The organism is Sphingomonas hengshuiensis (assembly GCF_000935025.1).
GTDB lineage: Bacteria > Pseudomonadota > Alphaproteobacteria > Sphingomonadales > Sphingomonadaceae > Sphingomonas > Sphingomonas hengshuiensis.
Map to the genome: position 1 here is coordinate 1,417,988 of NZ_CP010836.1, position 25,169 is coordinate 1,443,156.

A 25,169-nucleotide genomic window follows, 5' to 3' on the forward strand; every position below is an offset into this window, starting at 1 on the left:
CGGGACGGGCTCAATCGTTGACAACGTTTACCCAGATTGACGGAATCGGGTAGCGCCTCCAAGGCGGAAAGATCGATAAAAAACGGTCTTCCAAAGGGGGCCATATGGAGGGATGTGCATTGGACACGCGAATACCGCGCAACGGGCTTGAGGCGCAAGGGATCGGCACCGACGCCGCGATTCACTGGAATCTGGGCACCGCGCCGCTGGTGGAACATGCCGTGCGCCGCGGCGAGGGTCGTCTCGCCAAGGATGGCCCCCTCGTCGTCACCACCGGCAAGCACACGGGGCGTTCGGCGCAGGACAAGTTCATCGTCCGCGATGCCGAGACCGAAGGCAGCGTATGGTGGGGCAAGACCAACAGGGGGATGAGCCCGGCGCATTTCGCCGCGCTCAAGGCGGACTTCCTTGCCGCGCTGGGCGAGCGCGACACGCTGTTCGTACAGGACCTTTTCGGCGGGTCGCAGCCTGAACACCGCGTCCGGGTGCGCGTGATCAACGAGCTTGCCTGGCATAGCCTGTTCATCCGCACGCTGCTGGTGCGGCCCGAGGAATCCGCGCTGGCGGATTTCGATCCCGAATATACGATCATCGACCTGCCCAGCTTCCGCGCCGATCCGGCGCGCCATGGCTGCCGCACCGAAACGGTGATTGCGGTGAACTTCACCGAGAAGCTGATCCTGATCGGCGGAACCGCCTATGCCGGCGAGATGAAGAAGAGCGTCTTCGGGCTGCTCAACTATCTGCTGCCGCTCGACGGCATCATGCCGATGCATTGTTCGGCCAATATCGGCCCGGATGGCGATACCGCGGTGTTCTTCGGCCTGTCGGGCACCGGCAAGACGACGCTCAGCGCCGATGCCAGCCGCACGCTGATCGGCGACGACGAGCATGGCTGGTCGGACACCGCCGTGTTCAATTTCGAAGGCGGTTGCTACGCCAAGATGATCAACCTCTCGGCCGATGCCGAGCCGGAGATATTCGCGACGACCAGGCGTTTCGGCACCGTGCTCGAAAACGTGGTGATGGACCCGGAGACGCGCGAACTCGATCTCGACGACAACAGCCTCGCGGAGAATAGCCGCGGGTCGTACCCGATCGATTTCATACCGAACGCCAGCGCGCACAATCTCGGGCCGGTGCCGCGCAACGTCGTGATGCTGACTGCGGACGCTTACGGCGTGCTCCCGCCGATCGCCAAGCTGACCCCGGAACAGGCGATGTACCACTTCCTCTCGGGCTATACCGCGCGCGTCGCGGGCACCGAGATCGGCGTGACCGAGCCGACCGCGACTTTCTCGACCTGTTTCGGCGCGCCGTTCATGCCGCGGCACCCGTCGGTCTACGGCAATCTGCTCAAGGAGCGGATCGCCAGGGGCGGTGTCGATTGCTGGCTCGTCAACACCGGCTGGACCGGCGGCAAATACGGGGTCGGCAAGCGGATGCCGATCAAGGCGACTCGCGCACTGCTCAACGCCGCGCTCGACGGCAGCCTCAACGCCGCCGAGTTCCGCACCGATCCCTATTTCGGGTTCGAAGTGCCGGTGGCGGTGCCCGGCGTCGACAGCGCGATCCTCGACCCGCGCGAGACCTGGGCGGACAAGGCCGATTATGACGCCACTGCTGCGCGCCTCGTCGACCAGTTCGTCGAGAATTTCGCCGAGTTCGCGGATCATGTCGACGAAGGCGTCCGCCAGGCGGCGCCCAACGCCTCCGCCGTCGCAGCCTGAACCAACCCGGTCATCGGTCGGGTAGACACTGGAGCCCGATCGATGACCGACCCATCGCCCCGCCTGTTCGCCGCCGACGCCGAGATCGTCCATCTCGGCGAAGGACTGCTTGGCTGTGCGCTTGCCCGCGAGGAGTGGACGCACGAGGCGCATCTCGCGGCGTGCCTCTATCTCCTTGCGGAGCGCCCGGACATCGATCTGGATGCGGAGATTGCGGGGCTGATCGCGCGCTTCAACGAAAGCGTCGGCGGGGTGAACGACGACAGCGGCGGATATCACGACACGATCACCCGCGCCTTTTTGGCGGGGGTCCGCGACTTCCTGGCCGTGACGCAGGAGACGGTGCTTGTGGCGCGTGTGAATGCGCTGCTGCTATCGCCCGCCGGCCGGCGCGACTGGCCGCTTCGATTCTATAGCCGCGAGCTGCTGTTTTCGGTCGCGGCGCGGCGCGGGTTCGTGCCGCCGGACCTCGCACCGTTGCCCGTGGGTGGCAATTCTGCATCTCCTGTATTATATGAGCATCACCGCGCTGCAAATCCTACGTAGGCGCCCGCGGCTGAGAGACCTTCGCGCTCCCGCTTACAGTGACGGGACGCTCCCATGGATATCAACTACTTGTTCCACCGCCATCAGGTGTCGCTCATGCGCGCCACATCGGCGACCGGGTCGGAAGCACGAACCGCGCATCGCGGGCTGGTGGCCGGCTATGCTGCGCAGATCCGCCGTTTCCAGGCCAATGCCGGCGCCACCGCCGCCCCGTTGCGAGCAGCCTGACGCATGGCAAAGGAAGATCTGCTGACGCTCGACGGCCTCGTCGAGGAAGTGCTGCCGGATGGTCGTTTCCGCGTGAAGCTGGAAAACGAACATCGCGTGATCGTGTACACTGCGGGCAAGATGCGCAAGTTCCGCATCCGGACGCTGGTGGGCGATCGGGTCCAGGTCGAGATGTCGGCCTATGACATGGAAAAGGGCCGCCTCGTCTATCGCGAGCGCGTCGCGAGCACCGGGCCGAGCCAGCGCCGCGCGGGGTTCCGCCGGTGAGCGAGGATGTGCCCGCAAGCGAGGACCTGCCCGTAGAGGCCGTAGCCGCACCCGTTGCCGAAACCAACGAGAAGCCGCAGTTCAAGCGCTTTCGCAAGCGCTTCGACACGGTGCGCCTCACCCCCGATGCCGCGCAGCGCCAGGGCAAGGCTGCGACGCTGGCGTGGGAAGCCTTTCGCGACCGCGACAAGGTCGTGGCGTTTCTCAACACGCATGACGATACGCTCGGCGGTCGTCCCATCGATCTCGTCGTCGAGAGCGCCGAGGGCTTCGACCGCGTCGTCCAGGCGCTGGACGCGCACAGCGCTGCGGCGCGCTGAGATCACGTCGCTTCTGCCCGTCGCCGCGCTTCTTGTCGCGGCGCTTACCGGGATCGGTACGACCTGGGGCATCGTCTCGCTTCGTGCCCACCAGGACCGCGGAACCCGCCGCATAGGGCGTTGCCGCGGTCCGTGGCGGTGGCGGGGTTAGTCGAGCAGTTCGACTGCCATCGCGGTAGCCTCGCCTCCGCCAATGCACAGCGAGGCGACCCCGCGCCGTCCGCCGCTGGTTTCCAATGCCGACAGCAGCGTCGCCAGGATTCGGGCACCGCTCGCCCCGATCGGATGGCCGAGCGCGCAGGCGCCGCCATGGATATTCAGCACATCGTGCGCGATGCCCATTTCCTTCATTGCGATCATCGCGACGCAGGCAAAGGCTTCGTTGACTTCGAACAGGTCGACGTCGCCGACGCTCCACCCCGCCTTGTCCAGTGCCTTGCGCATCGCAAACACCGGCGCGGTGGTAAAGCGGGACGGGGCATGGGCATGGGCTGCGTGGGCCACGACCCGCGCGACCGGAGTCAGACCGAGCTTTTCGGCCACGCTTAGCCGGGTCATCACCAGCGCGGCTGCACCGTCCGAAATCGAGGAGGCATTGGCGGCGGTGATCGTGCCATCCTTCGAAAAGGCGGGCTTCAGCGTCGGAATTTTGGCGATATCGCCGCGTGCGGGCTGTTCGTCGACTGCGACATGGGTCACGCCCTTGCGTCCGGGCACGTCCACGGGGACGATCTCACGGTCGAACGCGCCGCTCGCCTGCGCCTTTTGCGCGCGTTCGAGCGAGGTGATGGCGAAATCATCCTGTGCCGCCCGGGTGAACTGATATTCGTTCGCCACTTCCTCGGCGAAATTACCCATCAACTTGCCGGGTTCATACGCATCCTCGAGCCCGTCGAGATACATGTGATCCTTGAGTACATCATGCCCGATCCGCGCCCCGGCACGGTGGCGCAGCGAGAGATAGGGGGCGTTGGTCATGCTCTCCATGCCCCCTGCAATCAGCAGGTCGACCGACCCGGCGGCAAGCGCGTCGGCAGCGAGGATCGCGGCCTGCATCCCCGATCCGCACATCTTGTTGATTGTCGTCGCCTCGATATGGTCGGGCAGCCCGGCATGGAGCGCTGCCTGTCGCGCCGGCGCCTGGCCCAGACCGGCGGGAAGCACGCAGCCCATATAGATGCGTTCGATCGCATGGCCCTTCAGCCCCGCGCGCTCGACGGCAGCGCCGACCGCAGCGGCGCCGAGCTGAGTCGCGGTCGAACCGGCCAGCGCTCCTTGAAAGCTGCCCATCGGGGTGCGGGCATAGGATGCGATGACGACGGCATCGGCGGACATAGTGGCTCCTCTCGTTGGTTGGGCGCGATCTAGTCGCTTGGGGCCGGGTTTGCAAAAGCCCGACCGCACCGCCAAGGAAGGCGCATGCATGCCAATCATCAACAGGGGCGGCGTTCGACGCCATCGTATCCGCAAGCGCCCACCGGACGCTGATGCGGGATGCCGCGATCTGGGCCGGGTTGCTGGGCGGGCTCGGGCTCGTCTTCGGAAGCTTTATCGCGACGCTCGCGATACGCTGGCCAGCGGGGCGATCGATCGCCACCGGGCGTTCGGCGTGCGACGGTTGCGGCACGCCGCTGCGTGCGCATCAACTGGTGCCCGTCCTCAGCTTCCTGCTCCAGCGTGGTCGATGCGCAGCGTGTGGGGCGACGATCGCGCGGTCGCACCTTAAAGTCGAGTTGATCGCGGGCGGCGCGGGAGCGCTGGCCGGGTTTGTCGCGCCGGGACTTGAGGGCGCGTTCGGCGCGGTTTTCGGGTGGCTGTTGCTGACTCTCGCGGCGCTCGACCTCGCAGCTTTTTGGCTCCCAAACCGCGTCACCGCGACGCTTGCGGTGGTCGGGCTTGCGGAGGGCGCGCTTGGCGACTGGGGCCCGACGCTGGACGACCGGCTGATCGGTGGCGCCGTCGGCTATGGGGTACTGTGGCTGGTCGCCGCGCTGTACCGCCGGGTGCGCGGGCGGCAGGGGCTGGGCGGCGGCGATGCGAAGATGCTGGGCGCGATCGGGCTATGGCTGGGCTGGCACGCGTTGCCTCTGGCGGTGCTGGTCGCCTGCGCGATCGGGCTGGTCGCGGTGGCGGCGATGACGCTGGCCGGACGCGGGCCGGATGCGCGGACCCGCCTGCCGTTCGGCGCGATGCTCGCGGTCGCGGCCTGGGGCTGCTGGCTGGCCGCAGCATCGCCGCTTTACTTGCTGGCGGGTCTGGGGTGACACTCTCGAAAAATCCGGAGAGGACTCTCGATGCACGATATTCTTGAGCGTCAGCGCGCGGCCTTCATGGCCGAGTTGCCCGTGCCGATCGCGATGCGCAAGGATCGCCTGAGGCGCGCGATTGCGATGATCGGGGACAATGCCGATCGCTTCTGCGACGCGCTGAGCGAGGATTTCGGGCATCGCAGCCGCGACCAGTCGATGCTCACCGACATCGCCGCATCGATCGCGCCGCTGCGCCATGCGATCGCCAAGGTTGATCGCTGGGCACGCAGCGAGCGACGGCCCGTGCTGTTCCCGCTCAACCTGCTCGGCGCGCGCGGGCGGATTGACTATCAGCCCAAGGGCGTGGTGGGCGTGATCGCGCCGTGGAATTTCCCTGTGAACCTGGTGATGGGGCCGCTGGCGGGCATATTCGCCGCGGGCAATCGCGCGATGGTCAAGACCAGCGAGTTTACCCCATGCGTCGCGGCGCTGTTCGAAGAGGTTGCGCAGGGCTGTTTCGCAGCGGACGAACTGGCGTTCGTGAGTGGCGGCGCGGACGTCGGAAAGGCGTTCGCGGCGCTGCCCTTCGATCACCTGCTGTTCACCGGCGCGACCGGGATCGGCCGCCATATCCTGCACGCGGCCGCCGACAACCTGACGCCCGTGACGCTGGAACTGGGCGGCAAGTCGCCGGTCGTGGTCGGGCGTTCGGCGGACATGGCGCGCGTCGCGGAGCGCGTGGCGATGGGCAAGATGCTCAACGCCGGGCAGATCTGCCTCGCGCCGGACTATATGCTGGTCCCCGCAGAACGCGAGGCGCAGATGGTCGCGGCGCTCGTCGGGGCGGCTTCGGCGATGTACCCGACGCTGCTCGCCAATCCGGATTATACATCGGTGATCAACGACCGCCATTACCAGCGACTGACGACCTGGATCGACGATGCGCGTGCCCGCGGGGCCGAGGTGATCGTGGTCAACCCGGCGAACGAGGATTTCGCCAAGTCGAATGCGCGCAAGATGCCGCTCCATATCATCCGCAACCCGACCGACGACATGACGGTGATGCAGGAGGAGATTTTCGGGCCGATCCTGCCGGTGCGCAGCTATGACCGGATCGAGTCGGCGATCGCCGAGGTCAACCGACGCGACCGCCCGCTTGCGCTCTATTATTTCGGCAGCGACGCGAGTGAGCGGCAACAGGTGCTGGACCGAACGATCTCGGGCGGGGTCACGCTCGACGACGTGGTGTTTCACGTTAGCCAGGAAGAGCTCCCGTTCGGCGGCATCGGGCCATCGGGCATGGGCGCCTATCATGGCGAGGCGGGCTTCCGCACTTTCAGCCATGCCCGGTCGGTGTTTCAGCAATCGCGCCTCGATGTCGCAAAGCTCGCGGGAATGAAGCCGCCCTATGGCAAGGCGACTCAGGCCACGATCAAGCGGCAAATCAAAGGATGACTCGCAAAAAAAAGGGGCCGCCCGGAGGCGGCCCTTTGAAAGGTTTAGGAGAGGATGCCTGAAAGGCCCGACCTTTGTGGATCACTCGCGGTTTTGCTGCAAGTGCGAAATGATAGCGGTAGCATTGCAAAATTTGCAATCGGCCAGCGTTGTCAGTTGCAGCTCACGGTAGGTCCCGCCACGGAGAACCCATGCCCAGTGTCCTGAAACTCGACGAATTCCTGCCATACCGTCTCTCGATCGCCAGCAACGCGGTCTCCGACGCGGTCGCCACTGCCTATCGCACGTTGTTCGGGTTGCGAATTCCCGAATGGCGATTGGTCGCGGTTCTCGCGGAGGGCGGCGCGATGAGCCAGCAGGCGCTGTGCGGGCGCACGCGCATGGACAAGGTGACCGTCAGCCGCGCAGCGATCGCCCTCGTCGATCGCGGCCTGGTCGGGCGCGCCGCCAATCCGGGCGACCAACGTTCGCATCTGTTGACGCTGTCGGGGGAGGGCAAGGCGCTCTACGCCGAGGTCGCACCCAAGGCGATCGAGCTGGAGCGACGGATTTTCGCGGCGTTCAGTGATGCCGAGCGCCGTCAGCTTGGCGAGATGCTGGCGCGTTTGGAGCAGGCGGCCAAGTCTCTGGAGGATGGGGTTGCCTAGCGCGGCCACTATCGCTTAAGCCGCGCACGTCCTCCCCAGGCAATCGCACGACCCGTTGCAGGAGGAGTATCATGTCCGCTTTTGTCGATCGCGCCGGGCTGAAAATTGCCGGACCACTCGCCCGCTTCGTCGAGGAGCGCGTGCTGCCCGGACTGGACATCGCAGCCGAAGGGTTTTGGCGCGGGACTGCCGAGATATTCGCCCGCTTCACGCCCGAGAACCGCGCGCTGCTGGCCCGCCGTGATGCGCTACAGGCGCAGATCGACCTTTGGTGCGCAGAAGAGCCGGCGCGCGCTGCGGACCCGACCGCGCAGGAGGCCTTTCTGCGAAGCATCGGCTATCTGGTCGACACCCCGGCACCGTTCACGATCCATACCGGTGCCGTCGATCCCGAGATTGCCCAGCTTGCCGGGCCGCAGCTCGTCGTGCCGGGGCTCAACGCGCGCTTCCTGCTCAACGCCGCCAATGCGCGCTGGGGCAGCCTGTATGATGCCTTGTACGGGACCGACGCGCTTCCGGGCGCACCCCGGCCCGGGGGCTATGATCGCGAACGCGGCGCGCAGGTGATCGCGCGGGCAAAAGCGTTTCTGGACGAAGCCGTTCCGCTGGCCGATATGGCCTGGGCCGAGTTCACACAGGGCGATTTGCCGCTGGCAGATCCGACGCAGTTTGTAGGGCAGCGGGGCGAATCGTTGCTGTTTCGCCACCACGGGCTGCACATCGAAGTGGTGATCGATCGCACCCACCCGATTGGCGCGATCGATCCTGCGGGCATTGCGGATGTTGTGCTCGAAGCGGCGCTGACGGCGATCGTCGATCTGGAGGATTCGGTCGCCGCGGTCGATGCCGAGGACAAGGTCGCGGCCTATGCCAATTGGCTTGGGTTGATGCGCGGCGATCTGGAGGAGCGTTTCGACAAGGGCGGCGTGGCGATCACCCGGCGGCTTGCGGAGGACCGCGTCTATCAGGTTCCGGGGGCGGGCGACCTGACGCTGTCCGGGCGTTCGTTGCTGTTCGTCCGCAACGTCGGCCATCTGATGACCACCCCCGCGCTGCTGCTGCCCGATGGAGGCGAGGCGCCGGAGGGCATATTGGACGCGATCGTCACCAGCCTGATCGCGCTCCACGACCTGCGCGGGCTCGGCAGCCACAGGAACAGCCGCGCCGGATCGGTCTATATCGTCAAGCCCAAGATGCACGGTCCGGAGGAATGCGCGTTCACCGATCGGCTGTTCGATGCGGTCGAGGACCTGCTCGGGCTGGCGCGGCACATGATCAAGGTCGGCGTGATGGACGAGGAGCGCCGCACCTCGGCCAATCTCGCGGCGTGCATCGACGCGGTGAAGCACCGTATCGTCTTCATCAACACCGGCTTTCTCGATCGCACCGGCGATGAGATGCACACCAGCATGCACGCCGGGCCGATGGTGCCGAAGGGCGAGATGAAGGCGCTGCCGTGGATCGCCGCCTATGAGGATCGCAACGTTCGCATCGGGCTGGCCTGCGGCTTTTCGGGCAGGGCGCAGATCGGCAAGGGGATGTGGGCGGCGCCCGACCGGATGGCCGATATGCTCGCGCAGAAGGGTGCGCATCCGCTGTCGGGGGCGAACACCGCATGGGTGCCGTCGCCGACCGCCGCGACGCTGCATGCGCTTCACTATCATCAGGTCGATGTGTTCGCCCGGCAGCGCGAGATCGCTGGCGAGAGCATCCCGGCGCTGGCGCCGCTACTGACGATTCCCGTCGCGATCGGGCGCAACTGGAGCAGGGACGAGATCGAGCAGGAACTCGACAATAATGCGCAGGGCATTCTCGGCTATGTAGTGCGTTGGATCGATCAGGGTATCGGCTGCTCCAAGGTGCCCGACATCCATGACGTCGGGTTGATGGAGGACCGCGCGACGCTGCGCATTTCGTCTCAGCTTCTCGCCAACTGGCTGTTTCACGGGGTTGCGAGCGCGGTCGATGTCGAAGCCGCGCTGGAGCGCATGGCCTTGAAAGTCGATGCGCAGAACCGCGGCGACCCGCTGTACAGATCGCTTGCGGGGGCCGAAGGGCAGGCCGGGCTGGCGTTTCAGGCAGCGCGCGCGCTCGTGTTCGAAGGGGCTGCGCAACCTAATGGCTATACCGAGCCCTTGCTGCACCGCTTCCGGCGTGAGGCAAAGGCGCGGGGCTGATTGCGCGGCGCAAATTCGACGCTAAGGCGTTCTCTTTGCTTGAGGGAGCCCATCGTTGCGTTTGCTTGTCCCCGTTTCTGGACGGGCCGCGCCTTTGTGTGCGCGCCTTCCGATGGCCCTCCGTCGCGCCCGCAGGCCCTGAGTGTGACGATTGTTGCAACCATGTCATGCGCGTCCGGAGCAAAATCGACCTTCGCTCGTTTCGTGCCCGGGAGGGCCGGGATGCTACCACGGTCCCCGGAGGACGTGTGTGAGTAAAGGGGTTAAGGCGGTGTGGTTGGCCGCTCTGGCGGGGACGGCGTTCCTGCCGGGGCTCGCACAGGCGCAGATCGCCGATCCGACGCCGGGGCAGGGTGCGCCCACGCCCACGCCCGCACCGACCCCGGACTCCCCCCAGGCGTCCGGCAGCACCGCGGCGCCTTTCGCCAACGAAGAGCCCATCGTTGCGGATGATGCATTCGAGGCGCAACTGCCCAAATTGAGCGGAGACATCAATGCGCCGCTGGAGCCGATCCAGCGGTTCGAGCCGACCGTTCCCGCGCCAGCAGCAGGTGCTCCGACGCCGGGCGCTGCGCCAACTCCGGGTGCGCTTCAGGACTCGATCGAGAGCTTCCCTCCGCCCGCCGCTGAGTCTCCCGAATTTGCCCAGCCGCTGCCGCCGCTCGCGGATTTCCGCGTCGAGCCGGTGGCGATTGCCGGGGTCGAAGACGAAAAAGTCGGTTCGGTCCGCTATACAACGGTGCTGGAGGGGCTCGACGCCGTCGGGCTGAGCGGACGCTTTCGCACGCTTTCGGCACTTGAGGACGGCGACGGCAAGGCGGCAAACGCGACGATGGTCGCGGCGCGCGCGCGCGAGGATGAAAACCTTGCGGTCCGGCTGATGCAGTCGATCGGCTATTATGACGGCACCGCGATTTCGACGATAGAGCAGAATCCGCGGAACTCGGGCAATGTCCGCGCGACGATCACGGCCACGCCGGGATCGCTTTATCGGCTCGGAACGGTGCGCATCGTCAGTGACCCGACCGTCCCGGCGGGGCTGATCGACGCCGAACTCAACCTCAACCCGGGCGATCCGATCCAGGCGGATCGCGTTCAGGGCGCCGAAGCGAACGTCAGCATCCGGCTACCGCAGCAGGGCTATCCCTTCCTGAAGCTCGGCGATCGCGACATCCTGCTCGACGAGGAAACCCATTTCGCCGACTATACGCTGCCCGTGGATCTGGGGCCCCGTGCCAGCTTCGGGAAAGTCGTCACCGAAGGCAGGCGCCAGGTATTCGATGTCGAGCATATCGAATTGCTCCGGCGCTATCTGCCTGGGCAGATCTATGACAGCCGCGCGGTCGACGACCTGCGGGACGCGCTCATCGCGACAAGCCTGTTCTCCACGGTTTCGGTCGAGCCGATCCGCACCGGCAAGCCGGGGCCCGACGGGACCGAAATCGTCGACCTGCGCGTCCGGCAGACCGCCGGGCGTCCGCGCACGCTGGCAGGCGAATTGGGGTACAGCACGGGACAGGGCATCCGGCTCGAAGGCAGCTGGACGCACCGCAATTTCTTCCCCCCCGAAGGCGCGCTGATCGCCAGCGGGGTGATCGGCACGCAGGAGCAGGGGATTTCGGGCACGTTCCGCCGATCCAATGCCGGTCGCCGGGACCGCACCTTCCAGGTGATCGCCGCCGCGAACCACAGCGATTATGCCGCGTATGAATCCTACACGACGACCTTTTCGGTCCGCTGGTCGCGCGATTCGACTCCGGTCTGGCAAAAGAACTGGACCTATTTCTACGGCGCTGAGCTCGTCGGATCGAACGAGGACCGGTATAATTTCAACAAGGGCGCGCGCGATCGCGGGACCTGGCTGATCGCCGCGATCCCCGGATTCATTGGCTTCGATGCTTCGGACAATCTGTTGAACCCCACGCGCGGGTTCCGCATCAAGGCGAATGTCAGCCCCGAAACCTCGGTGCGTGGCACGGCGCGGCCCTATGCGCGCCTGATGCTGGAGGGGACCGGCTATTTCCCCATCACGCGCAACATCGTGCTGGGCGGGCGCGCCCGCGTCGGTTCGATCCCCGGAATCGCGCGCGACGACCTGCCGCCCTCGCGCCGCTATTATGCGGGCGGCGGCGGATCGGTGCGCGGTTTTGGCTATCAGGAACTGGGGCCGCGTTCGCCCGATGGGCGCCCGGTCGGCGGGCGCAGCCTCAACGAATTTGCGATCGAGGCGCGGTACCGGTTCGGCAATCTGGGCATCGTGCCGTTCGTCGATGCCGGGCAGGTCTATGAGGGCCTGTATCCGACTGGACAGAATTTGCGCTTCGGCGCGGGGATCGGGGGACGCATCTACACCAATTTCGGACCGTTGCGGGTGGACATCGCCACCCCGATCGCGCGCAAACCCAATGAATCGAAGGTCGCCCTGTACGTCTCGATCGGCCAGGCCTTCTGATGGCGACCGAATTTCCTGAAACCGAGGCTGGCGAGACCGAAACGCAGGTGTCGACGACGCGCCCTCTTTGGCAGCGCGTGGCGAAGTGGATCGGTATCGCGCTTGCGGCCATCATATTGCTGGTCGGAGCGCTCGCGATCGGGATCAACACCGGCCCGGGCCGCGCCTTTGTCGCGAGCCAGATCAACCGGTTGACGCTCGCCTCGGGACTCAATTTCCGCGTCGGGCGGATCGATGGTTCGCTCTACGGAGCGATGGTGCTTCGCGACGTCGAGGTGCGCGATCCCAAGGGCGTGTTCGCCGCGTCGCGCGAGATCGCCGTCGACTGGCGCCCCTTTGCCTATCTGCAAAACCATATCGACGTGCGCAGCCTGACCAGCCCCGAAGTGCGGCTGGCCCGGCTGCCCGAACTCAAGCCGGTCGAGAGCGATCCCAATGCGCCATTCCTGCCGGACATCGATATCGATATCGCCCGCCTCAGCATCGCGCGGCTCGATGTCGCGCCCGCGGTCGGCGGAAACCGCCATATCGCTCGGCTGAGCGGCAGCGCGCACCTTGCCGGCGGGCGCGCGCAGATCGTTGCCGATGGCGCGACGATCGCGGCGCCGGGTATCGCTGGCGGTGACCGCCTGTCGCTTCGGCTGGATGCCGTCCCCGACCAGAACAAGCTCGACATCGCCGCGCGCGTCGATGCCCCGGCGGGCGGGCTGGTCGCCGGTCTCGCGGGGCTCGACGCGCCGCTCGTCTTCGCGATCGACGGCAAGGGCAATTGGCAGGCGTGGCGCGGCCGCGCGACTGGAACGCTGGGCGGCGGGCAACTCGCCGACCTCGCGATCACGGCCAATAATGGCCGCTTCCAGGTACGGGGTCCCACCCATCCGGGGCTGTACCTGCAGGGCCCGGTCGAGCGGCTCACGGCGCCTGCGCTGGACGTTGCCCTCGACATGACGTGGCGCGATCGTCGCGCGGAAGGCGTGGTAAAGCTCAACTCGAAGGCACTTGCGGTCGAAGCCGCGGGGCTTGTCGACCTGGGCGAAAATCGGTTCCGGAACGTCCGGATCGACGCGCGGCTGCTGACCCCCGGTGCGATCGCTCCCAACCTCAACGGTCGCGATGTGCGTGCCGCGCTGGCGTTGAACGGCGCGTTCGCGAGCCCCGTGGTGGACTATAAGGTGCAGGCGGGGGCGATTGGCTTCGGCGAGACCGTGGTCGAGCGCTTGGTCGCGGAGGGCCGGGCACAGGTCGATTCGGATCGCATCCTCGTCCCCATCCGTGCCCGCGCGGCGCGCGTAAGCGGGCTCAATGCTGCCGCTGGGGGCCTCGTCACCAACCTGACAGTGCAGGGCGACCTCGCGATTTCGGGCGACCGCATCCTGTCGGACAACCTCCGGCTCCGGTCGGATCGTGTCGATGCGACCGCAATCATCGCCGCCGACATGAGCACCGGACGCTACACCGGCGCGCTCAAGGGGCGGATCAACGACTATGCGATCAACGGCGTCGGGGTCGTCAATTTGCGGACCGATGCACAATTGTTCACCGCGCCCGGCGGCGGATGGGGCATTCGCGGGCAGATCGCCGCGGAAACCCGCAAGATCACCAACGAGGCTGCGCTCAATTTCCTCGGCGGCAATGCGGTCGCCTCGGCGCGCGTCGTGCTGAATCCCAACGGCATCATCGGCGTGAGCGACCTGCGGATGCGCGCGCCCGATTTCCGCATCTTGCGCGGGTCCGGGCGCTATGATCCCGCTGGCCCATTGCTGATCAACGCCGATGCCGTGTCCGACCAATATGGCCCGCTGACTGCGCGTGTCAGTGGAACACTGAGCGCCCCGCTGGTCTTGCTGCGCGCCGAGCGTCCGGGGCTTGGCGTCGGGCTGGTCAATCTCGAGGCGACCATCCGGGGTCGCGGCGCGGCCTATGCCGTGCTGGCAACCGGTGGCACCGATTACGGGCCGTTCTCCGCCGATGTGGTGGTGCGGACCGGGGCGTTGCTCGCAGTCGATATCCAGAAGGCACAGTTCGCCGGGATGAACATCGCCGGCGCGATCCAGCAGACCCGTGCGGGCCCCTTCGCAGGCAATGTTTCGTTCGAGGGCTCGGGCGTCGTCGGCAGCGCGGTGCTGGCGGCGCAGGGCGACCTCCAGCGCGCCGACTTCCAGGCGCGTGCGCTCAACGCCGTCATTCCGGGCAATGCCGGGCTGACGATCGGGCGCGCATTGGTGAGTGGACACGTCATCCTGGCGGAGACGCCGCAGGTCGTTGCGGACGCACAGGTCGCCAATCTTCGCCTCGGCACCACAGTGCTGCGGACCGCGCGCGTCAAAGTCGATTACCAGGGCGGCAATGGCACGGCGCAAGCCGTGGCTGCCGGATCGTCGGGCGTGCCGTTTGACATCGCGGCCAATGCACGGCTTTCGCCCAGCCAGTGGCTGGTCGCGCTCCAGGGGCATGGCAGCGGCATCGGCTTCCGCACGGTTGCTCCGGCACGAATTGCCATCGATGGCGCCAACTATCGGTTGCTGCCGACTCAGGTCGATTTCGATCAGGGGACTGTCCGGCTCGCAGGGAGCTATGGCGACGGCATGGCGCTTCAGGCGCGGCTCGACCGCCTGGACCTCGCCGTGGTCAACGCCTTCGTCCCCGGTTCGGGCGTTGGCGGCACCGCATCCGGCAGCCTCGATTTTGCGCAGACCAATGACGGGGCGTTCCCCAGCGCGGATGCCCGGCTGGAGATCGACGATTTTACCCGCTCCAGCCTTGCCACGGTTTCTTCCCCGGTCGATGTCAGCTTCGTCGGCAAGCTGTTGCCCGATGGCGGCGACGCGCGCGCGCTGATCAAGCGGGGTACCACCACGATCGGTCGTATCGTCGCGACGCTGCGCCCGCTCAGCGCGGGTGCGGGCAGTTGGACCGAGCGGCTGCTCGGTGCGCCGCTGTCGGGCGGGATCCGCTATAATGGCCCGGCTGCCGTGCCTTTCTCGCTTGCGGGGCTGTCGAACCAGACACTGGCAGGACCGATCGGCATCGCCGCGGATTTCTCGGGTCGCGTCCGTGCGCCCGAACTGACCGGCGTGGTGCGCGGCCAGAACCTGACCTACGCAAACGAAACCTATGGCACGCAGCTTACTGCCATGGCGATCGACGGGCGTTTCTCCAGCGACCGGCTGATCCTCAACCGGATGACGGCGCGCGCCGGCGATGGCACCGTCACCGCGCAGGGCGAACTCGGCCTGTCGGCGGAGGCCGGATATCCGATTTCGATCACTGCCGATTTGGACAATGCCCGGCTGGCGCGCAGCGACGCGCTGGGCGCCACTGCGACCGGCAAGATCACGATCACCAAGACACTGGACGTCGCGAAGATCGAAGGCGAATTGCGCATTCCCGAGGCGCGCTACGAAATCATCCGCCAGGGTGCCGCAGAAGTTCCCGAGTTGACCGGCATCCGCCGCCGCAGCCAGGTTGTCGCGAACGCGGGCGACACCCCCGCAAAGCCCGCACGCGCATCGGGCATCTTCGACCTCAACCTGCGGCTCGTCGCCGACAATCGGCTGTTCGTTTCGGGCATGGGGCTTGAGTCCGAATGGAGCGCGCGGATCTTCGTGCGGGGCACCACGGCGGCACCCGAAGTACGCGGCAACATGGAGATCGTCCGCGGCACCTATAGCTTCGCGAGCCGGCGGTTCGAGATCAGCCGTGGCGTGATCCGTTTCCAGGGCGCGACGCTCACCAATCCTTCGGTCGATATCGCCGCGAGCACCACTGCCGAGGGCGTGACGGCGATCCTCACCGTGTCCGGGACTGCGCAGGCGCCGCAGATCGCCTTCTCGTCGACGCCCAGCCTGCCGCAGGAAGAAGTGCTCTCGCGGCTGTTCTTCGGCACCAACGTGACCAATTTGTCCGCAACCGAGGCCATTCAGCTCGCCGCGGCGGTCAATTCGTTGCGCGGGAGCGGCGGCGGGCTCAATCCGCTCGGCAAGCTCAAGTCGGCGACCGGGATCGACCGGCTGCGTATCCTGGGCGCCGACGACACCACCGGGCGGGGCACGTCGCTGGCGGCGGGCAAATACATCACCGACGACATCTACATCGAGATCATCACCGACGCCCGCGGGTTCACCGCGACCCAGCTCGAAATCTCGCTGACGCGCGCGCTCAGCCTGTTGTCGGAGACGGGGTCCTTTGGCGGATCGAGCGTCAGCCTGCGCTATTCCAAGGACTATTGACCGGCCTCTCCCCGGGGGCATGATTGCTCTGGCCCGCTTACTGACAGTGTTGTAAGCAATCGGGGACGGGAGAGGCCGATGAGCGAGCATTTCGACGTGGTGGTGGTGGGCGCTGGGATTTCCGGCATCGGCGCCGCCTATCACCTCCAGGCCAACAGTCCCGACCGCAGCTATGTGATCCTCGAGGGTCGCGCGCGGCTGGGTGGGACGTGGGACCTGTTCCGCTATCCGGGAATCCGGTCGGACTCGGACATGTATACGCTCGGCTTCGGCTTCAAGCCGTGGACCGACGCCAAGGCGATCGCCGATGGTCCGTCGATCCTGCGCTACCTCGACGAGACCGCGCGCGAGAATGCGATCGACCGGCATATCCGGCTCTCGCACCGCGTGACGCGGGCGTCCTGGTCGACCAGCGAGGCGCGCTGGACGGTGGTCGCGGAGCAGGACGGAGTGGAGCGGGTGTTCACCTGCGCGTTCCTGTTCCTGTGCAGCGGCTATTATAATTATGACCGGGGCTATGCGCCCGACTTTGCCGGGGCCGGGGAATTCGCCGGGCGGATCGTCCATCCGCAATTCTGGCCCGACGACCTGGACTATGCGGGCAAGCGTGTGGTGATTATCGGCAGCGGCGCGACGGCGGTTACGCTGGTCCCGGAAATGGCGAAGCAGGCGGCGCACGTCACGATGCTCCAGCGCTCGCCGACCTATATCGTCGCGCGCCCCTCGACCGATGCGATCGCCAACGGCCTGCGCCGCGTGCTCCCCGCCAAGGCGGCCTATGCCCTCACGCGGTGGAAGAATGTGCTGGTCCAGCAGTATTTCTTCGGACTCGCCCGGCGGCATCCGGAGAAGGCGAAGGCTCGGATCGTGGAGATGGTCCGCGGCGAGCTTGGCGCAGACTATGATGTCGGCACCCACTTCACCCCAAGCTACAATCCGTGGGACCAGCGCCTGTGCCTCGTGCCCGACGCCGATCTGTTCGCGACGATCCGCGCTGGCAAGGCGGAGGTCGTCACCGACACGATCGAGCGGTTCACGCCGACCGGCCTGTTGCTTGCCTCCGGGCGTGCGCTGGAAGCGGATGTCGTGGTGACCGCGACCGGGCTGGAGATCCAGTTGCTGGGCGGCGTGCCGATCACTGTCGACGGGGTGGCATTCGAGACCGCTAAGGCCATGACCTACAAGGGCATGATGTTTGCCGATCTGCCCAATTTCGCGCTTTCGTTCGGCTATACCAATGCCAGTTGGACGCTGAAGGCCGATCTGACCGCGACCTATGTCACCCGCTTGCTCAATGCGATGCGCAAGCGCGGGATGCGGCAGGTCACGCCTCGGGTCGGCGCCCCGGTCGAGGCGATGCCGTTTCTCGACTTCACTTCGGGCTATGTCACCCGTGCCGCCGGCGCGCTGCCGCGTCAGGGGGCACGCAAGCCTTGGAGATTGCACCAGAATTACCTGCGCGACGTGCTTGCGCTCAACTATGGGTCGATCGACGAGGAGATGGAATTTTCCAACCCCTTGCCGCATCCCGATCACGCCGCCGCCTGACCGAGCAGCGCCCGCGCCGCATCGACTCCTGTCTTGTACGCGCCGTGCGCCGTCGAGAATTCATTTGCCGAACACGCCTCCCCGGCAAAGCGGATGCGCGGGTCGACCGGTGCCGCCAGCGCTGCGCGTGCCGCCCGGCAGCCGGGCAGCGCGTGGCTGTAGCCGCCCAGGATGAAGTCGGTCCGGCCCCAGGCCGACCCCGCCAGCAGCCGCAGTCGCGGGCGCCATTCCTTGCCCAGCAGGCCGCACAATTCGTCGATCGCAAAAGCCGTCGCGCCGTCCAGCCCCTCCGCCGCCATCGCTTCCGCGCCTTCGCCGCCGAACATCACCTCGATCACCGGGCGGCCAAAGGGGCGCAGCGTATAGGTGCCCGTCACCGCCGCGCGCGGGTTGCCCAGCAGATGCGCGTTCGGCTCGATCGCGTCGGCGTCGTCGAGCGCTAGGAACAGCTTGTCGGCGAGCCCCAGCGGCAGGCTGGCGGCGGCGTGGAGCGCCGGGTCGAACGCCGTGGGGAGGCGGATCGCGCCGCTGGCAAGGACATTGGTCGAGACGGTGACGATCGCGGCGCCCGCGTCGATCGTGCCGCGCGGAGTCTCCACGCGCAGCCGCGTGCCGCTGGTGTCGATCGCGGTCACCGGCGTCGAGAGCGCGATCGGCAGCCCGCGCGCATGGGCGGCGACCAGCGCGCCATAGCCGTCGGGCACGCGCCAATCGGTCTCGGTCGCGGCGTCGTCATAGGCGAGATAGTCGGTGATCGAGACGGCGCGGTTGGACGCGCCGTTGATGAAGCCGCTGATCGCGTCGAGATAGCCGTTCCATTCGCCATCTGGCGCCATCGCGTCGGCGGCGCAGTCGCTGGGGGGCGGGGCGTCGCGCATCCGGCGGTCGAAGGTCTCGTACGCCGCCCCCGCAGCCGCGCGCTCGGCGGGGGAGAAGCCCAGGTCGCGCCACTGGTTGCGCCAGCGCGGCAGCGTGCGGTCGACGGCGAAGCCGCTCGCCTCGGCGATGCTCACCCACGGGTTATGCTGGGCGGAATGCAGCCAGCCCGCGCCCAGATCGAGCGGCATCCCCGCGACATGCACGGTGTGCGCGCGCCCACCCACGCGGTCGCTAGCCTCGACCAGCAGCACTGCCTTGCCCGCATCGGACAGCGTGCGCGCGGCGGCGACGCCTGCGGCTCTGGCGCCGATCACGATGATTTCGGGGGCGGTCATGCCTGCGGGCGGCTCCGCAGCAGCGCCGAGCGCAGGCATTCGCACACGGTCTCGCCGCGCTGGTTGTGCATCTGATGCCGCCAGGTCACGATGCCCTGGCCGGGGCGCGACTTGCTCGGGCGCATGTCGATCACTTCGGTCGAGGCGCGCAGCGTGTCGCCGATGAACACCGGGCTGGGCATCACCAGCTTGTCATAGCCGAGATTGGCGACCAGCGTGCCGGCGGTCGTGTCGCCCACCGTGATCCCGACCATCAGGCTGAACGTGAAGGTGCCGTTGACGAGGATCTGGCCGAACTCGCTCGCGCGCGCGGCCTCTGCGTCGAGGTGCAGCGGCTGGGTGTTGTGGGTCATGGTCGAGAACAGCAGATTGTCGGTCTCGGTCACGGTGCGGCGCAGATCATGCTCGATCCGGTCGCCGACCCGCCATTCGTCGTAAAAGCGGCCCGCCATCAGTGGTTCTCCGTCAAATGCAGCTTGAAGCCGATATGGCTGCGGTCCCAGCCCAGCCGTTCGTAGAAGCGGTGCGCGTCGGTGCGGGTGCGGTGCGAGGTGAGTTGGACCATGTTGCAGCCGCGCGCGCGGCACTCAGCGACCGCCCAGTCGATCATCGCGCTGCCATGCCCGCCGCCCCGCAGCGCCGTGGCGACCCGTACCGCCTCGATCTGGCCGCGCCACGCGCCGCGGAAGGACAGGCCGGGCAGGAAGCTGAGCTGCATCGTGCCCATCACCGCCCCGTCGAGCTCGGCGACGATCAGCCGCTGGTTGGGATCGGCATCGATCGCGTCGAACGCGGCGCGATAGGCCGGGTCGAGGGGGAGGCTGGGGTCCTCACGCTCATGGGCCACCGCATCGTCGGCGAGCAGCGCGACGATCGCGGGGAGGTCCGCCGGGGTGGCGTCGCGGAGGGTGAGCGTCATGGGTGGGGCCTGTTCGCGGGGATGGGGGGTGTATTCGCGCGCTCGCTCCCCTGCGCAGGCAGGGGGCCAGAGTCGCGGGCGGTGCGGCTTGTGGCCCTGGGCCCCTGCTTTCGCAGGGGAGCGCGGGGGTGAGGCGTGGTCATTCGCTCTTCTCGATGCGGACCAGCAGTGTGGCTTCGCTGACCTGCGTGCCGGCTTCCGCGTTCAGTTCTGCGACGATGCCGTCGAACGGGGCGGTGAGGCTGTGCTCCATCTTCATCGCCTCCAGCGTGACGAGGCGCTGGCCCTTGGTGACGGTGGCGCCGGGGGTGACGTCTACGGCGGTGATGCGGCCGGGCATCGGGGCGAGGATCGCGCCGTCGCCTGCATGGCCCGCCGCAGAGCCTGTGGTTTCCCGGGTCGTAAAGAAGTAGGTTTCACCCCGTTCTGTGACCACCAGAGTGCCGTCACGGTCGAGGTCGGAAGCGAGACCCGTATCCGTGTCGGCCGTTGCGATAGAGCAAGAATAGCGTTTCCCTGATTCGAAGAGCGTCAACTCGACGCGAGAGCTGCCGTTAAGGCGGAAGCCAAACAGCCCTTCCTTGAAAGGGCGTTGTTTCCACTCGGTGCCATCGAGCCAGTCGCGGCGAAAGCGGCGGCCCGCGCTTTCCAGTACTTTTTCGGATGGTTCAGCGCGGCGAGTGAGTGTCTCGCCGGTTCGCTCGATAAGACCTGTGTCGATCTCACCGCGCCCGAAGGCATCAAGCGAAAGGCACTCGTATAGAAATGCCTTGTTGGTTCGGAGCGGCCCGACAAAGCTTGTGTTGAGGTATTTAATCAGCTGAGAGCGCGCCGCTTCGCGTGTTTCACCATGCGCCACGATTTTGGCAATCATGGGATCGTAGAAGGAACTGACGCGATCTCCCTCTTCCACGGCGCTTTCCAATCGTGCGTCGTAGTGGACGTTCATCAGGTCCACGGGCCCTGGGCTCGGCAAAAAACCCTTCGCCGGGTCCTCCGCATACAACCGAGCCTCCATCGCCCAGCCGTCGATCTCCAACTCCTCCTGCCGCTTCGGCAACGCCTCCCCGCTCGCCACGCGCAACTGCCACTCGACCAGATCGACGCCGGTGATTTCCTCGGTCACTGGATGCTCGACCTGGAGCCGCGTGTTCATTTCCATGAACCAGATGCGGTCGGCACGAAGCCCCTCGCTGGCGTCGGCGATGAATTCGATCGTGCCCGCGCCGACATAGTCCACCGCCTTCGCCGCGCGGACCGCCGCTGCGCAGATCGCCTCGCGGGTTGCCTCGTCCATGCCGGGGGCGGGGGCTTCCTCGATCACCTTCTGGTGGCGGCGCTGGAGCGAGCAGTCGCGCTCGAACAGGTGGACGACGTTTCCGAAGGTGTCGCCGAACACCTGCACTTCGATGTGGCGGGGCGACAGGATGTATTTCTCCAGCAGCACGCGGTCGTCGCCGAACGACGAGGCGGCTTCGCGGCGGCAGCTTGCCAGTGCGTCGGCGAAGTCGGCGGCGCGCTCGACGCGGCGCATCCCCTTGCCGCCGCCGCCCGCCACGGCCTTGATCAGCACGGGATAGCCGATCGCGTCGGCTTCGGCCTGGAGGCGGTCGGGCGACTGGTCCTCGCCGAGATAGCCGGGGGTGACGGGCACCCCGGCGGCGATCATGCGTGACTTGGCGGCATCCTTCAGCCCCATGGCGCGGATGCTGTCGGGGCGGGGGCCGACCCAGATGAGGCCGGCGTCGAGCACGGCTTCCGCGAAATCGGCATTTTCCGACAGGAAGCCATAGCCGGGGTGAACCGCCTCAGCCCCGGTTTCGCGGGCGGCGGCGAGGATCTTCTCGGCGACGAGGTAGGAGTCGCGCGCCGGGCTGGGGCCGATATGCACGGCCTGATCCGCCTGCCGAACATGCAAAGCGTTCGAGTCGGCGTCCGAATACACGGCAATGGTGCGGACATTGAGTGCCCGAGCGGTGCGGATGATCCGGCAGGCGATTTCGCCACGATTGGCAATCAGTAGCGATTTCAACATGTTGGCCTCTCCGGATACGCGGAAACTTCACGAAACTCGCGCATATTGGGCAGTAAGATAATGGCGTGGGGTTGGGCGGTCATGCGGCCAGCCTAGGCACATTATGGGCGTGTAGGACAGCGCCTCACGGGTGGCGTTCGGGGAAGCCGTGGCGCGTGGCGAGCGCGGCGAGCAGCCCCTCGATCTCGTTCGCGAAGCCGCCGTCCCAGACGAGCGCGGGCAGGTTCTGGTTCGCCTCGCCCAACGCCGCGACCACGGCGGCGCGGGGGCGGGGCCAGGGGAGGCGGACGACGTTCAGCTTCGCGGCGCGATCGGGGAAGGTGGCGAGCAGCCCTTCGACGATCATGCATTCCTTGCAATAGAAATGCCGCGCGCCGCCCAGCGCCGGATCGGCCCAGTCGGGATCGAGCAGGAACAGCGTGTCGCGGCTCATTGCGCCGGGCATCCGGTGGTGCGCGAGGTCCAGCTGACGTTGGCGATCTTCCACGCGCCATTCTCACGGACCATGTCGAAATGGTCGACCCCGCAATGATGGACCTTGCCGTCGATCAGGAAGACATAATCGCCCCACACCATCGCGATGTCGCCGTCGATCTCGATCGCGGGGCTGCGCATCCGTTCCTCCAGCCGCTCGGCGCCGGGGGTGAAGCGCGCGAGCAACTGCGGCCAAGGGGTGCGGGTGATGCTGCGGCTGCCGTCGGGCTTTTCGGTCGCAATGATCGCGGCGCCGCCGGGGAGGAGGAGGGGCTCCACCGTCGTGGCGTCGCGTGTCGTGATCGCGGCGAACAGCGCGGTGATGGGGGCGAGCACCTCTGCCTCCTCCGATGCGGGCGGGGGCAGCGCGGTGCCCTTCACGATCGGGGCGACGGGGGTGGTTTGCAGGGCGAGGGCGAGGAGCAGGGGGAGCATGGGGGTTCCTTAGTAAGGGCCGAAGACGCGAACTCTATCATTCCTCCCCGGAACGGGGAGGGGGACCGCCGGCCGCAGGTCGGTGGTGGAGGGGGCTCCGCGCGCGGCAGGCGGTGACGATGCCGGTGATTACTGCGTCAAGGTCGCGAAGAATTTCTGCGGCGGGGATGCGGAGGGTGGCGAAGCCAAGTGCCGCCAGCCTTTCGTCGCGGACAGCGTCGCGCTGGGGCTGCGTCCCCCGCGCGTGCGCTTCGCCATCGACTTCGATCGCCAGCCGGGTTTCGAGACAGGCGAAGTCGAGCTGGTATTCGAGCTGGGGGTGCTGGCGGCGGAATTTGAAAGCGCCGGGGCGCTTGCGGAGCGCTTGCCAGAGCAGGACTTCGGGAAGGAGCATTCTGCTGCGCTCGGCGCGGGCTTTCTTGACGTGCTTTATCGGCGCGCGAAGAACCTCGGGCTGGCGTGGGCCCCCTCCACCACCCCGCTGCGCGGGGCGGTCCCCCTCCCCGTTCCGGGGAGGAATGTCCTTCGCGCCCCTCACATCCGGAACACCCCGAACGCCGGGCGCTCCGGGATCGGCGCGTTCAGCGTTGCTGCCAGCGCCAGCCCGAGCACGTCGCGGGTTTGCGCCGGGTCGATGATGCCGTCGTCCCAGAGCCGCGCGGTGGCGTGCCAGGGGTTGCCTTCGTCTTCGTATTTCTGGCGGATCGGGGCCTTGAACGCCTCGGCCTGCTCGGGCGTCCAGGTCTCCGCGTCGCGATGGACGGTGGCCAGCACGCTCGCCGCCTGTTCGCCGCCCATCACCGAGATGCGGCTGTTGGGCCAGCTGAACAGGAAGCGGGGGCTGTAGGCCCGCCCGCACATCCCGTAATTGCCCGCGCCGAAGCTGCCGCCGATCAGCACCGTGATCTTGGGCACGGTCGCGGTCGCCACTGCCGTCACCAGCTTTGCGCCATGTTTCGCAATGCCTTCGGCCTCATACTTGCCGCCGACCATGAAGCCCGAGATGTTCTGGAGGAACAACAGGGGGATGCGCCGCTGGCACGCCAGCTCGATGAAATGCGCGCCCTTTTGTGCGCTTTCGGAGAACAGGATGCCGTTATTGGCGATGATCCCGACGGGCATTCCCCAGAGTTGCGCGAAGCCGCAGACGAGGCTGGGGCCGTACAATGCCTTGAACTCGTGGAACTCGCTGCCGTCGACCAGCCGGGCGATGACTTCGTGGACGTCATAGGGCGCGCGCACGTCCTGCGGCACGATGCCGTACAGTTCCTCCGCCGCATAGCGGGGCGGGCGCGGGTCGAGCAGCTTGACGTCGGGCGTAGCGTCGGCGGGCAGGTGGCTGACGATGTCGCGGACGATCGTCAGCGCATGCTCGTCATTCTCGGCGAGGTGATCGACCACGCCCGAGGTGCGCGCGTGGAGATCGCCGCCGCCCAGATCCTCGGCGCTGATGACTTCGCCGGTCGCGGCCTTGACCAGCGGCGGGCCGGCGAGGAAGATCGTGCCCTGATTGCGGACGATGATGCTCTCGTCGCTCATCGCGGGGACATAGGCGCCGCCCGCGGTGCAGCTTCCCATCACGCAGGCGATCTGGGGGATGCCCAGCGCCGACATATTCGCCTGGTTGAAGAAGATGCGGCCGAAATGGTCGCGGTCGGGGAACACTTCGTCCTGGTGCGGCAGGTTGGCGCCGCCGCTGTCGACGAGGTAGATGCAGGGCAGGCGGTTCGCCTCGGCGATTTCCTGCGCGCGGAGATGCTTCTTCACGGTCATCGGGAAATAGGTCCCGCCCTTCACCGTCGCATCGTTGCACAGGATCATCACCATCCGGCCCGACACGCGCCCGATGCCGGCGATCAGCCCCGCGCCGGGGACTTCGTCGCCGTACAGGCCGTTCGCGGCGAGCTGGCCGATTTCCAGGAACGGCGCGCCGGGATCGAGCAGCCGCTCGACGCGCTCGCGCGGGAGAAGCTTGCCGCGCGCGCTGTGGCGTTCGCGCGAGGCTTCGCTCCCGCCCAGCGCCGCCTGTGCCACGTCGCTGCGGAGGCGATCGGCGAGCGCGCGGTTATGCGCGGCGTTGGCGCGGAAGGCGTCGCTGTCTGCCGCGACCCTCGTATCGAGCACGGGTGCGCTCATGAAATCCAATCCTCTCAGCTTCTTTCCCCACGCCTATACGCGGCGACCCGAGTTTGGAAGGCACTGGCGCCCGGTTGCCCGCGGGTGTAGCCGATGCCGTCGAAACCT

21 protein-coding genes are annotated in these 25,169 nt (G+C 67.0%); 12 read left to right on the top strand and 9 right to left on the bottom strand.

Annotated elements, in window-relative coordinates:
• Positions 1-104: 104 nt before the first annotated feature.
• From TS85_RS06230 to TS85_RS06245, 5 genes are read left to right on the top strand one after another with little or no spacing between them, the layout of a single operon-like run.
• A complete protein-coding gene (locus TS85_RS06230) occupies positions 105-1,730 on the top strand; it encodes a phosphoenolpyruvate carboxykinase (RefSeq protein ID WP_044331089.1) in 1,626 nt (541 codons plus the stop codon).
• Between the two features lie 42 nt (positions 1,731-1,772).
• Positions 1,773-2,276, top strand: a complete 504-nt coding sequence (locus TS85_RS06235) for a hypothetical protein (RefSeq protein WP_044331092.1) — start codon at positions 1,773-1,775, stop codon at positions 2,274-2,276.
• Between the two features lie 54 nt (positions 2,277-2,330).
• Positions 2,331-2,504, top strand: coding sequence for a hypothetical protein (locus TS85_RS25835; RefSeq protein WP_173426217.1), 174 nt, complete (start codon positions 2,331-2,333; stop codon positions 2,502-2,504).
• Between the two features lie 3 nt (positions 2,505-2,507).
• The gene (infA, locus tag TS85_RS06240) at positions 2,508-2,771 is read left to right on the top strand and encodes a translation initiation factor IF-1 (RefSeq protein ID WP_044331094.1); all 264 of its coding nucleotides are present in this window, start codon (positions 2,508-2,510) and stop codon (positions 2,769-2,771) included.
• Complete coding sequence (locus TS85_RS06245; RefSeq protein WP_227698697.1) at positions 2,768-3,091, top strand: antitoxin Xre/MbcA/ParS toxin-binding domain-containing protein; 324 nt, start codon at positions 2,768-2,770, stop codon at positions 3,089-3,091. Before infA ends, TS85_RS06245 begins: the two co-directional genes overlap by 4 nt.
• 147 nt (positions 3,092-3,238) lie before the next feature.
• On the opposite strand, the gene TS85_RS06250 is transcribed toward TS85_RS06245, so the two are convergent.
• Positions 3,239-4,426, bottom strand: a complete 1,188-nt coding sequence (locus tag TS85_RS06250; protein WP_044331096.1) for an acetyl-CoA C-acyltransferase — start codon at positions 4,424-4,426, stop codon at positions 3,239-3,241.
• Between the two features lie 152 nt (positions 4,427-4,578).
• Between TS85_RS06250 and TS85_RS06255 the strand changes: the two genes are divergently transcribed.
• The 7 genes from TS85_RS06255 (at position 4,579) to TS85_RS06285 (ending at position 17,848) form a co-directional block, all read left to right on the top strand.
• On the top strand, positions 4,579-5,355 hold the full coding sequence (locus TS85_RS06255) for a prepilin peptidase (RefSeq protein ID WP_044331097.1): 777 nt from the start codon (positions 4,579-4,581) through the stop codon (positions 5,353-5,355).
• Positions 5,356-5,385: 30 nt separating this feature from the next.
• Positions 5,386-6,795, top strand: coding sequence for a coniferyl aldehyde dehydrogenase (locus TS85_RS06260; RefSeq protein ID WP_044331098.1), 1,410 nt, complete (start codon positions 5,386-5,388; stop codon positions 6,793-6,795).
• Positions 6,796-6,986: 191 nt separating this feature from the next.
• Positions 6,987-7,442 carry a MarR family winged helix-turn-helix transcriptional regulator gene (locus tag TS85_RS06265; RefSeq protein ID WP_044331099.1) on the top strand — a complete coding sequence of 152 codons (456 nt, stop codon included), beginning with the start codon at positions 6,987-6,989 and terminating at the stop codon, positions 7,440-7,442.
• A 71-nt stretch (positions 7,443-7,513) separates the two neighbouring features.
• Positions 7,514-9,619, top strand: coding sequence for a malate synthase G (locus TS85_RS06270; protein WP_044331100.1), 2,106 nt, complete (start codon positions 7,514-7,516; stop codon positions 9,617-9,619).
• A gap of 271 nt (positions 9,620-9,890) precedes the next feature.
• Positions 9,891-12,071, top strand: coding sequence for an autotransporter assembly complex protein TamA (locus tag TS85_RS06275; protein ID WP_227698698.1), 2,181 nt, complete (start codon positions 9,891-9,893; stop codon positions 12,069-12,071).
• Complete coding sequence (locus TS85_RS06280; protein ID WP_044331102.1) at positions 12,071-16,300, top strand: translocation/assembly module TamB domain-containing protein; 4,230 nt, start codon at positions 12,071-12,073, stop codon at positions 16,298-16,300. The genes TS85_RS06275 and TS85_RS06280 overlap by 1 nt, the downstream gene beginning before the upstream one ends.
• A gap of 78 nt (positions 16,301-16,378) precedes the next feature.
• A complete protein-coding gene (locus tag TS85_RS06285) occupies positions 16,379-17,848 on the top strand; it encodes a flavin-containing monooxygenase (protein ID WP_044331105.1) in 1,470 nt (489 codons plus the stop codon).
• Here TS85_RS06285 and TS85_RS06290 read toward each other — a convergent pair.
• The 8 genes from TS85_RS06290 to TS85_RS06325 all read right to left on the bottom strand — a co-directional run bounded on the left by TS85_RS06290 (position 17,833) and on the right by TS85_RS06325 (position 25,061).
• Positions 17,833-19,062, bottom strand: a complete 1,230-nt coding sequence (locus TS85_RS06290; RefSeq protein ID WP_044335981.1) for a flavin monoamine oxidase family protein — start codon at positions 19,060-19,062, stop codon at positions 17,833-17,835. The genes TS85_RS06285 and TS85_RS06290 overlap by 16 nt on opposite strands.
• Positions 19,059-19,514, bottom strand: a complete 456-nt coding sequence (locus TS85_RS06295) for a MaoC family dehydratase (protein WP_044331107.1) — start codon at positions 19,512-19,514, stop codon at positions 19,059-19,061. Before TS85_RS06295 ends, TS85_RS06290 begins: the two co-directional genes overlap by 4 nt.
• Positions 19,514-19,981 carry a GNAT family N-acetyltransferase gene (locus tag TS85_RS06300; RefSeq protein WP_044331109.1) on the bottom strand — a complete coding sequence of 156 codons (468 nt, stop codon included), beginning with the start codon at positions 19,979-19,981 and terminating at the stop codon, positions 19,514-19,516. The genes TS85_RS06295 and TS85_RS06300 overlap by 1 nt, the downstream gene beginning before the upstream one ends.
• A gap of 139 nt (positions 19,982-20,120) precedes the next feature.
• Entirely contained in the window at positions 20,121-22,016 is a 1,896-nt protein-coding gene (locus TS85_RS06305) for an acetyl/propionyl/methylcrotonyl-CoA carboxylase subunit alpha (RefSeq protein ID WP_044331111.1), read from the bottom strand.
• Between the two features lie 124 nt (positions 22,017-22,140).
• A complete protein-coding gene (locus tag TS85_RS06310) occupies positions 22,141-22,449 on the bottom strand; it encodes a DUF3088 family protein (protein WP_044335984.1) in 309 nt (102 codons plus the stop codon).
• Complete coding sequence (locus TS85_RS06315) at positions 22,446-22,925, bottom strand: nuclear transport factor 2 family protein (protein WP_044331112.1); 480 nt, start codon at positions 22,923-22,925, stop codon at positions 22,446-22,448. The genes TS85_RS06310 and TS85_RS06315 overlap by 4 nt, the downstream gene beginning before the upstream one ends.
• Before the next feature lie 37 nt (positions 22,926-22,962).
• Complete coding sequence (locus TS85_RS06320; RefSeq protein WP_044335986.1) at positions 22,963-23,319, bottom strand: endonuclease domain-containing protein; 357 nt, start codon at positions 23,317-23,319, stop codon at positions 22,963-22,965.
• Positions 23,320-23,459: 140 nt separating this feature from the next.
• Positions 23,460-25,061 (bottom strand): carboxyl transferase domain-containing protein, encoded by a 1,602-nt coding sequence (locus tag TS85_RS06325; RefSeq protein ID WP_044331114.1) that lies wholly within the window; start codon positions 25,059-25,061, stop codon positions 23,460-23,462.
• Between the last annotated feature and the right edge of the window lie 108 nt (positions 25,062-25,169).

Excerpts from the sequence above, each read along its gene's own strand:
- TS85_RS06290 (WP_044335981.1), bottom strand. The coding sequence starts at position 19,062 with ATGACCGCCCCCGAAATCATCGTGATCGGCGCCAGAGCCGCAGGCGTC.
- TS85_RS06285 (WP_044331105.1), top strand. The coding sequence starts at position 16,379 with ATGAGCGAGCATTTCGACGTGGTGGTGGTGGGCGCTGGGATTTCCGGC.
- TS85_RS25835 (WP_173426217.1), top strand. The coding sequence starts at position 2,331 with ATGGATATCAACTACTTGTTCCACCGCCATCAGGTGTCGCTCATGCGC.
- TS85_RS06300 (WP_044331109.1), bottom strand. The coding sequence starts at position 19,981 with ATGACGCTCACCCTCCGCGACGCCACCCCGGCGGACCTCCCCGCGATC.
- TS85_RS06305 (WP_044331111.1), bottom strand. The coding sequence starts at position 22,016 with ATGTTGAAATCGCTACTGATTGCCAATCGTGGCGAAATCGCCTGCCGG.
- TS85_RS06230 (WP_044331089.1), top strand. The coding sequence starts at position 105 with ATGGAGGGATGTGCATTGGACACGCGAATACCGCGCAACGGGCTTGAG.
- TS85_RS06265 (WP_044331099.1), top strand. The coding sequence starts at position 6,987 with ATGCCCAGTGTCCTGAAACTCGACGAATTCCTGCCATACCGTCTCTCG.
- TS85_RS06260 (WP_044331098.1), top strand. The coding sequence starts at position 5,386 with ATGCACGATATTCTTGAGCGTCAGCGCGCGGCCTTCATGGCCGAGTTG.
- TS85_RS06315 (WP_044331112.1), bottom strand. The coding sequence starts at position 22,925 with ATGCTCCCCCTGCTCCTCGCCCTCGCCCTGCAAACCACCCCCGTCGCC.
- TS85_RS06235 (WP_044331092.1), top strand. The coding sequence starts at position 1,773 with ATGACCGACCCATCGCCCCGCCTGTTCGCCGCCGACGCCGAGATCGTC.
- TS85_RS06250 (WP_044331096.1), bottom strand. The coding sequence starts at position 4,426 with ATGTCCGCCGATGCCGTCGTCATCGCATCCTATGCCCGCACCCCGATG.
- TS85_RS06295 (WP_044331107.1), bottom strand. The coding sequence starts at position 19,514 with ATGGCGGGCCGCTTTTACGACGAATGGCGGGTCGGCGACCGGATCGAG.
- TS85_RS06310 (WP_044335984.1), bottom strand. The coding sequence starts at position 22,449 with ATGAGCCGCGACACGCTGTTCCTGCTCGATCCCGACTGGGCCGATCCG.
- TS85_RS06280 (WP_044331102.1), top strand. The coding sequence starts at position 12,071 with ATGGCGACCGAATTTCCTGAAACCGAGGCTGGCGAGACCGAAACGCAG.
- TS85_RS06255 (WP_044331097.1), top strand. The coding sequence starts at position 4,579 with ATGCGGGATGCCGCGATCTGGGCCGGGTTGCTGGGCGGGCTCGGGCTC.
- TS85_RS06325 (WP_044331114.1), bottom strand. The coding sequence starts at position 25,061 with ATGAGCGCACCCGTGCTCGATACGAGGGTCGCGGCAGACAGCGACGCC.
- TS85_RS06320 (WP_044335986.1), bottom strand. The coding sequence starts at position 23,319 with ATGCTCCTTCCCGAAGTCCTGCTCTGGCAAGCGCTCCGCAAGCGCCCC.
- TS85_RS06270 (WP_044331100.1), top strand. The coding sequence starts at position 7,514 with ATGTCCGCTTTTGTCGATCGCGCCGGGCTGAAAATTGCCGGACCACTC.
- infA (WP_044331094.1), top strand. The coding sequence starts at position 2,508 with ATGGCAAAGGAAGATCTGCTGACGCTCGACGGCCTCGTCGAGGAAGTG.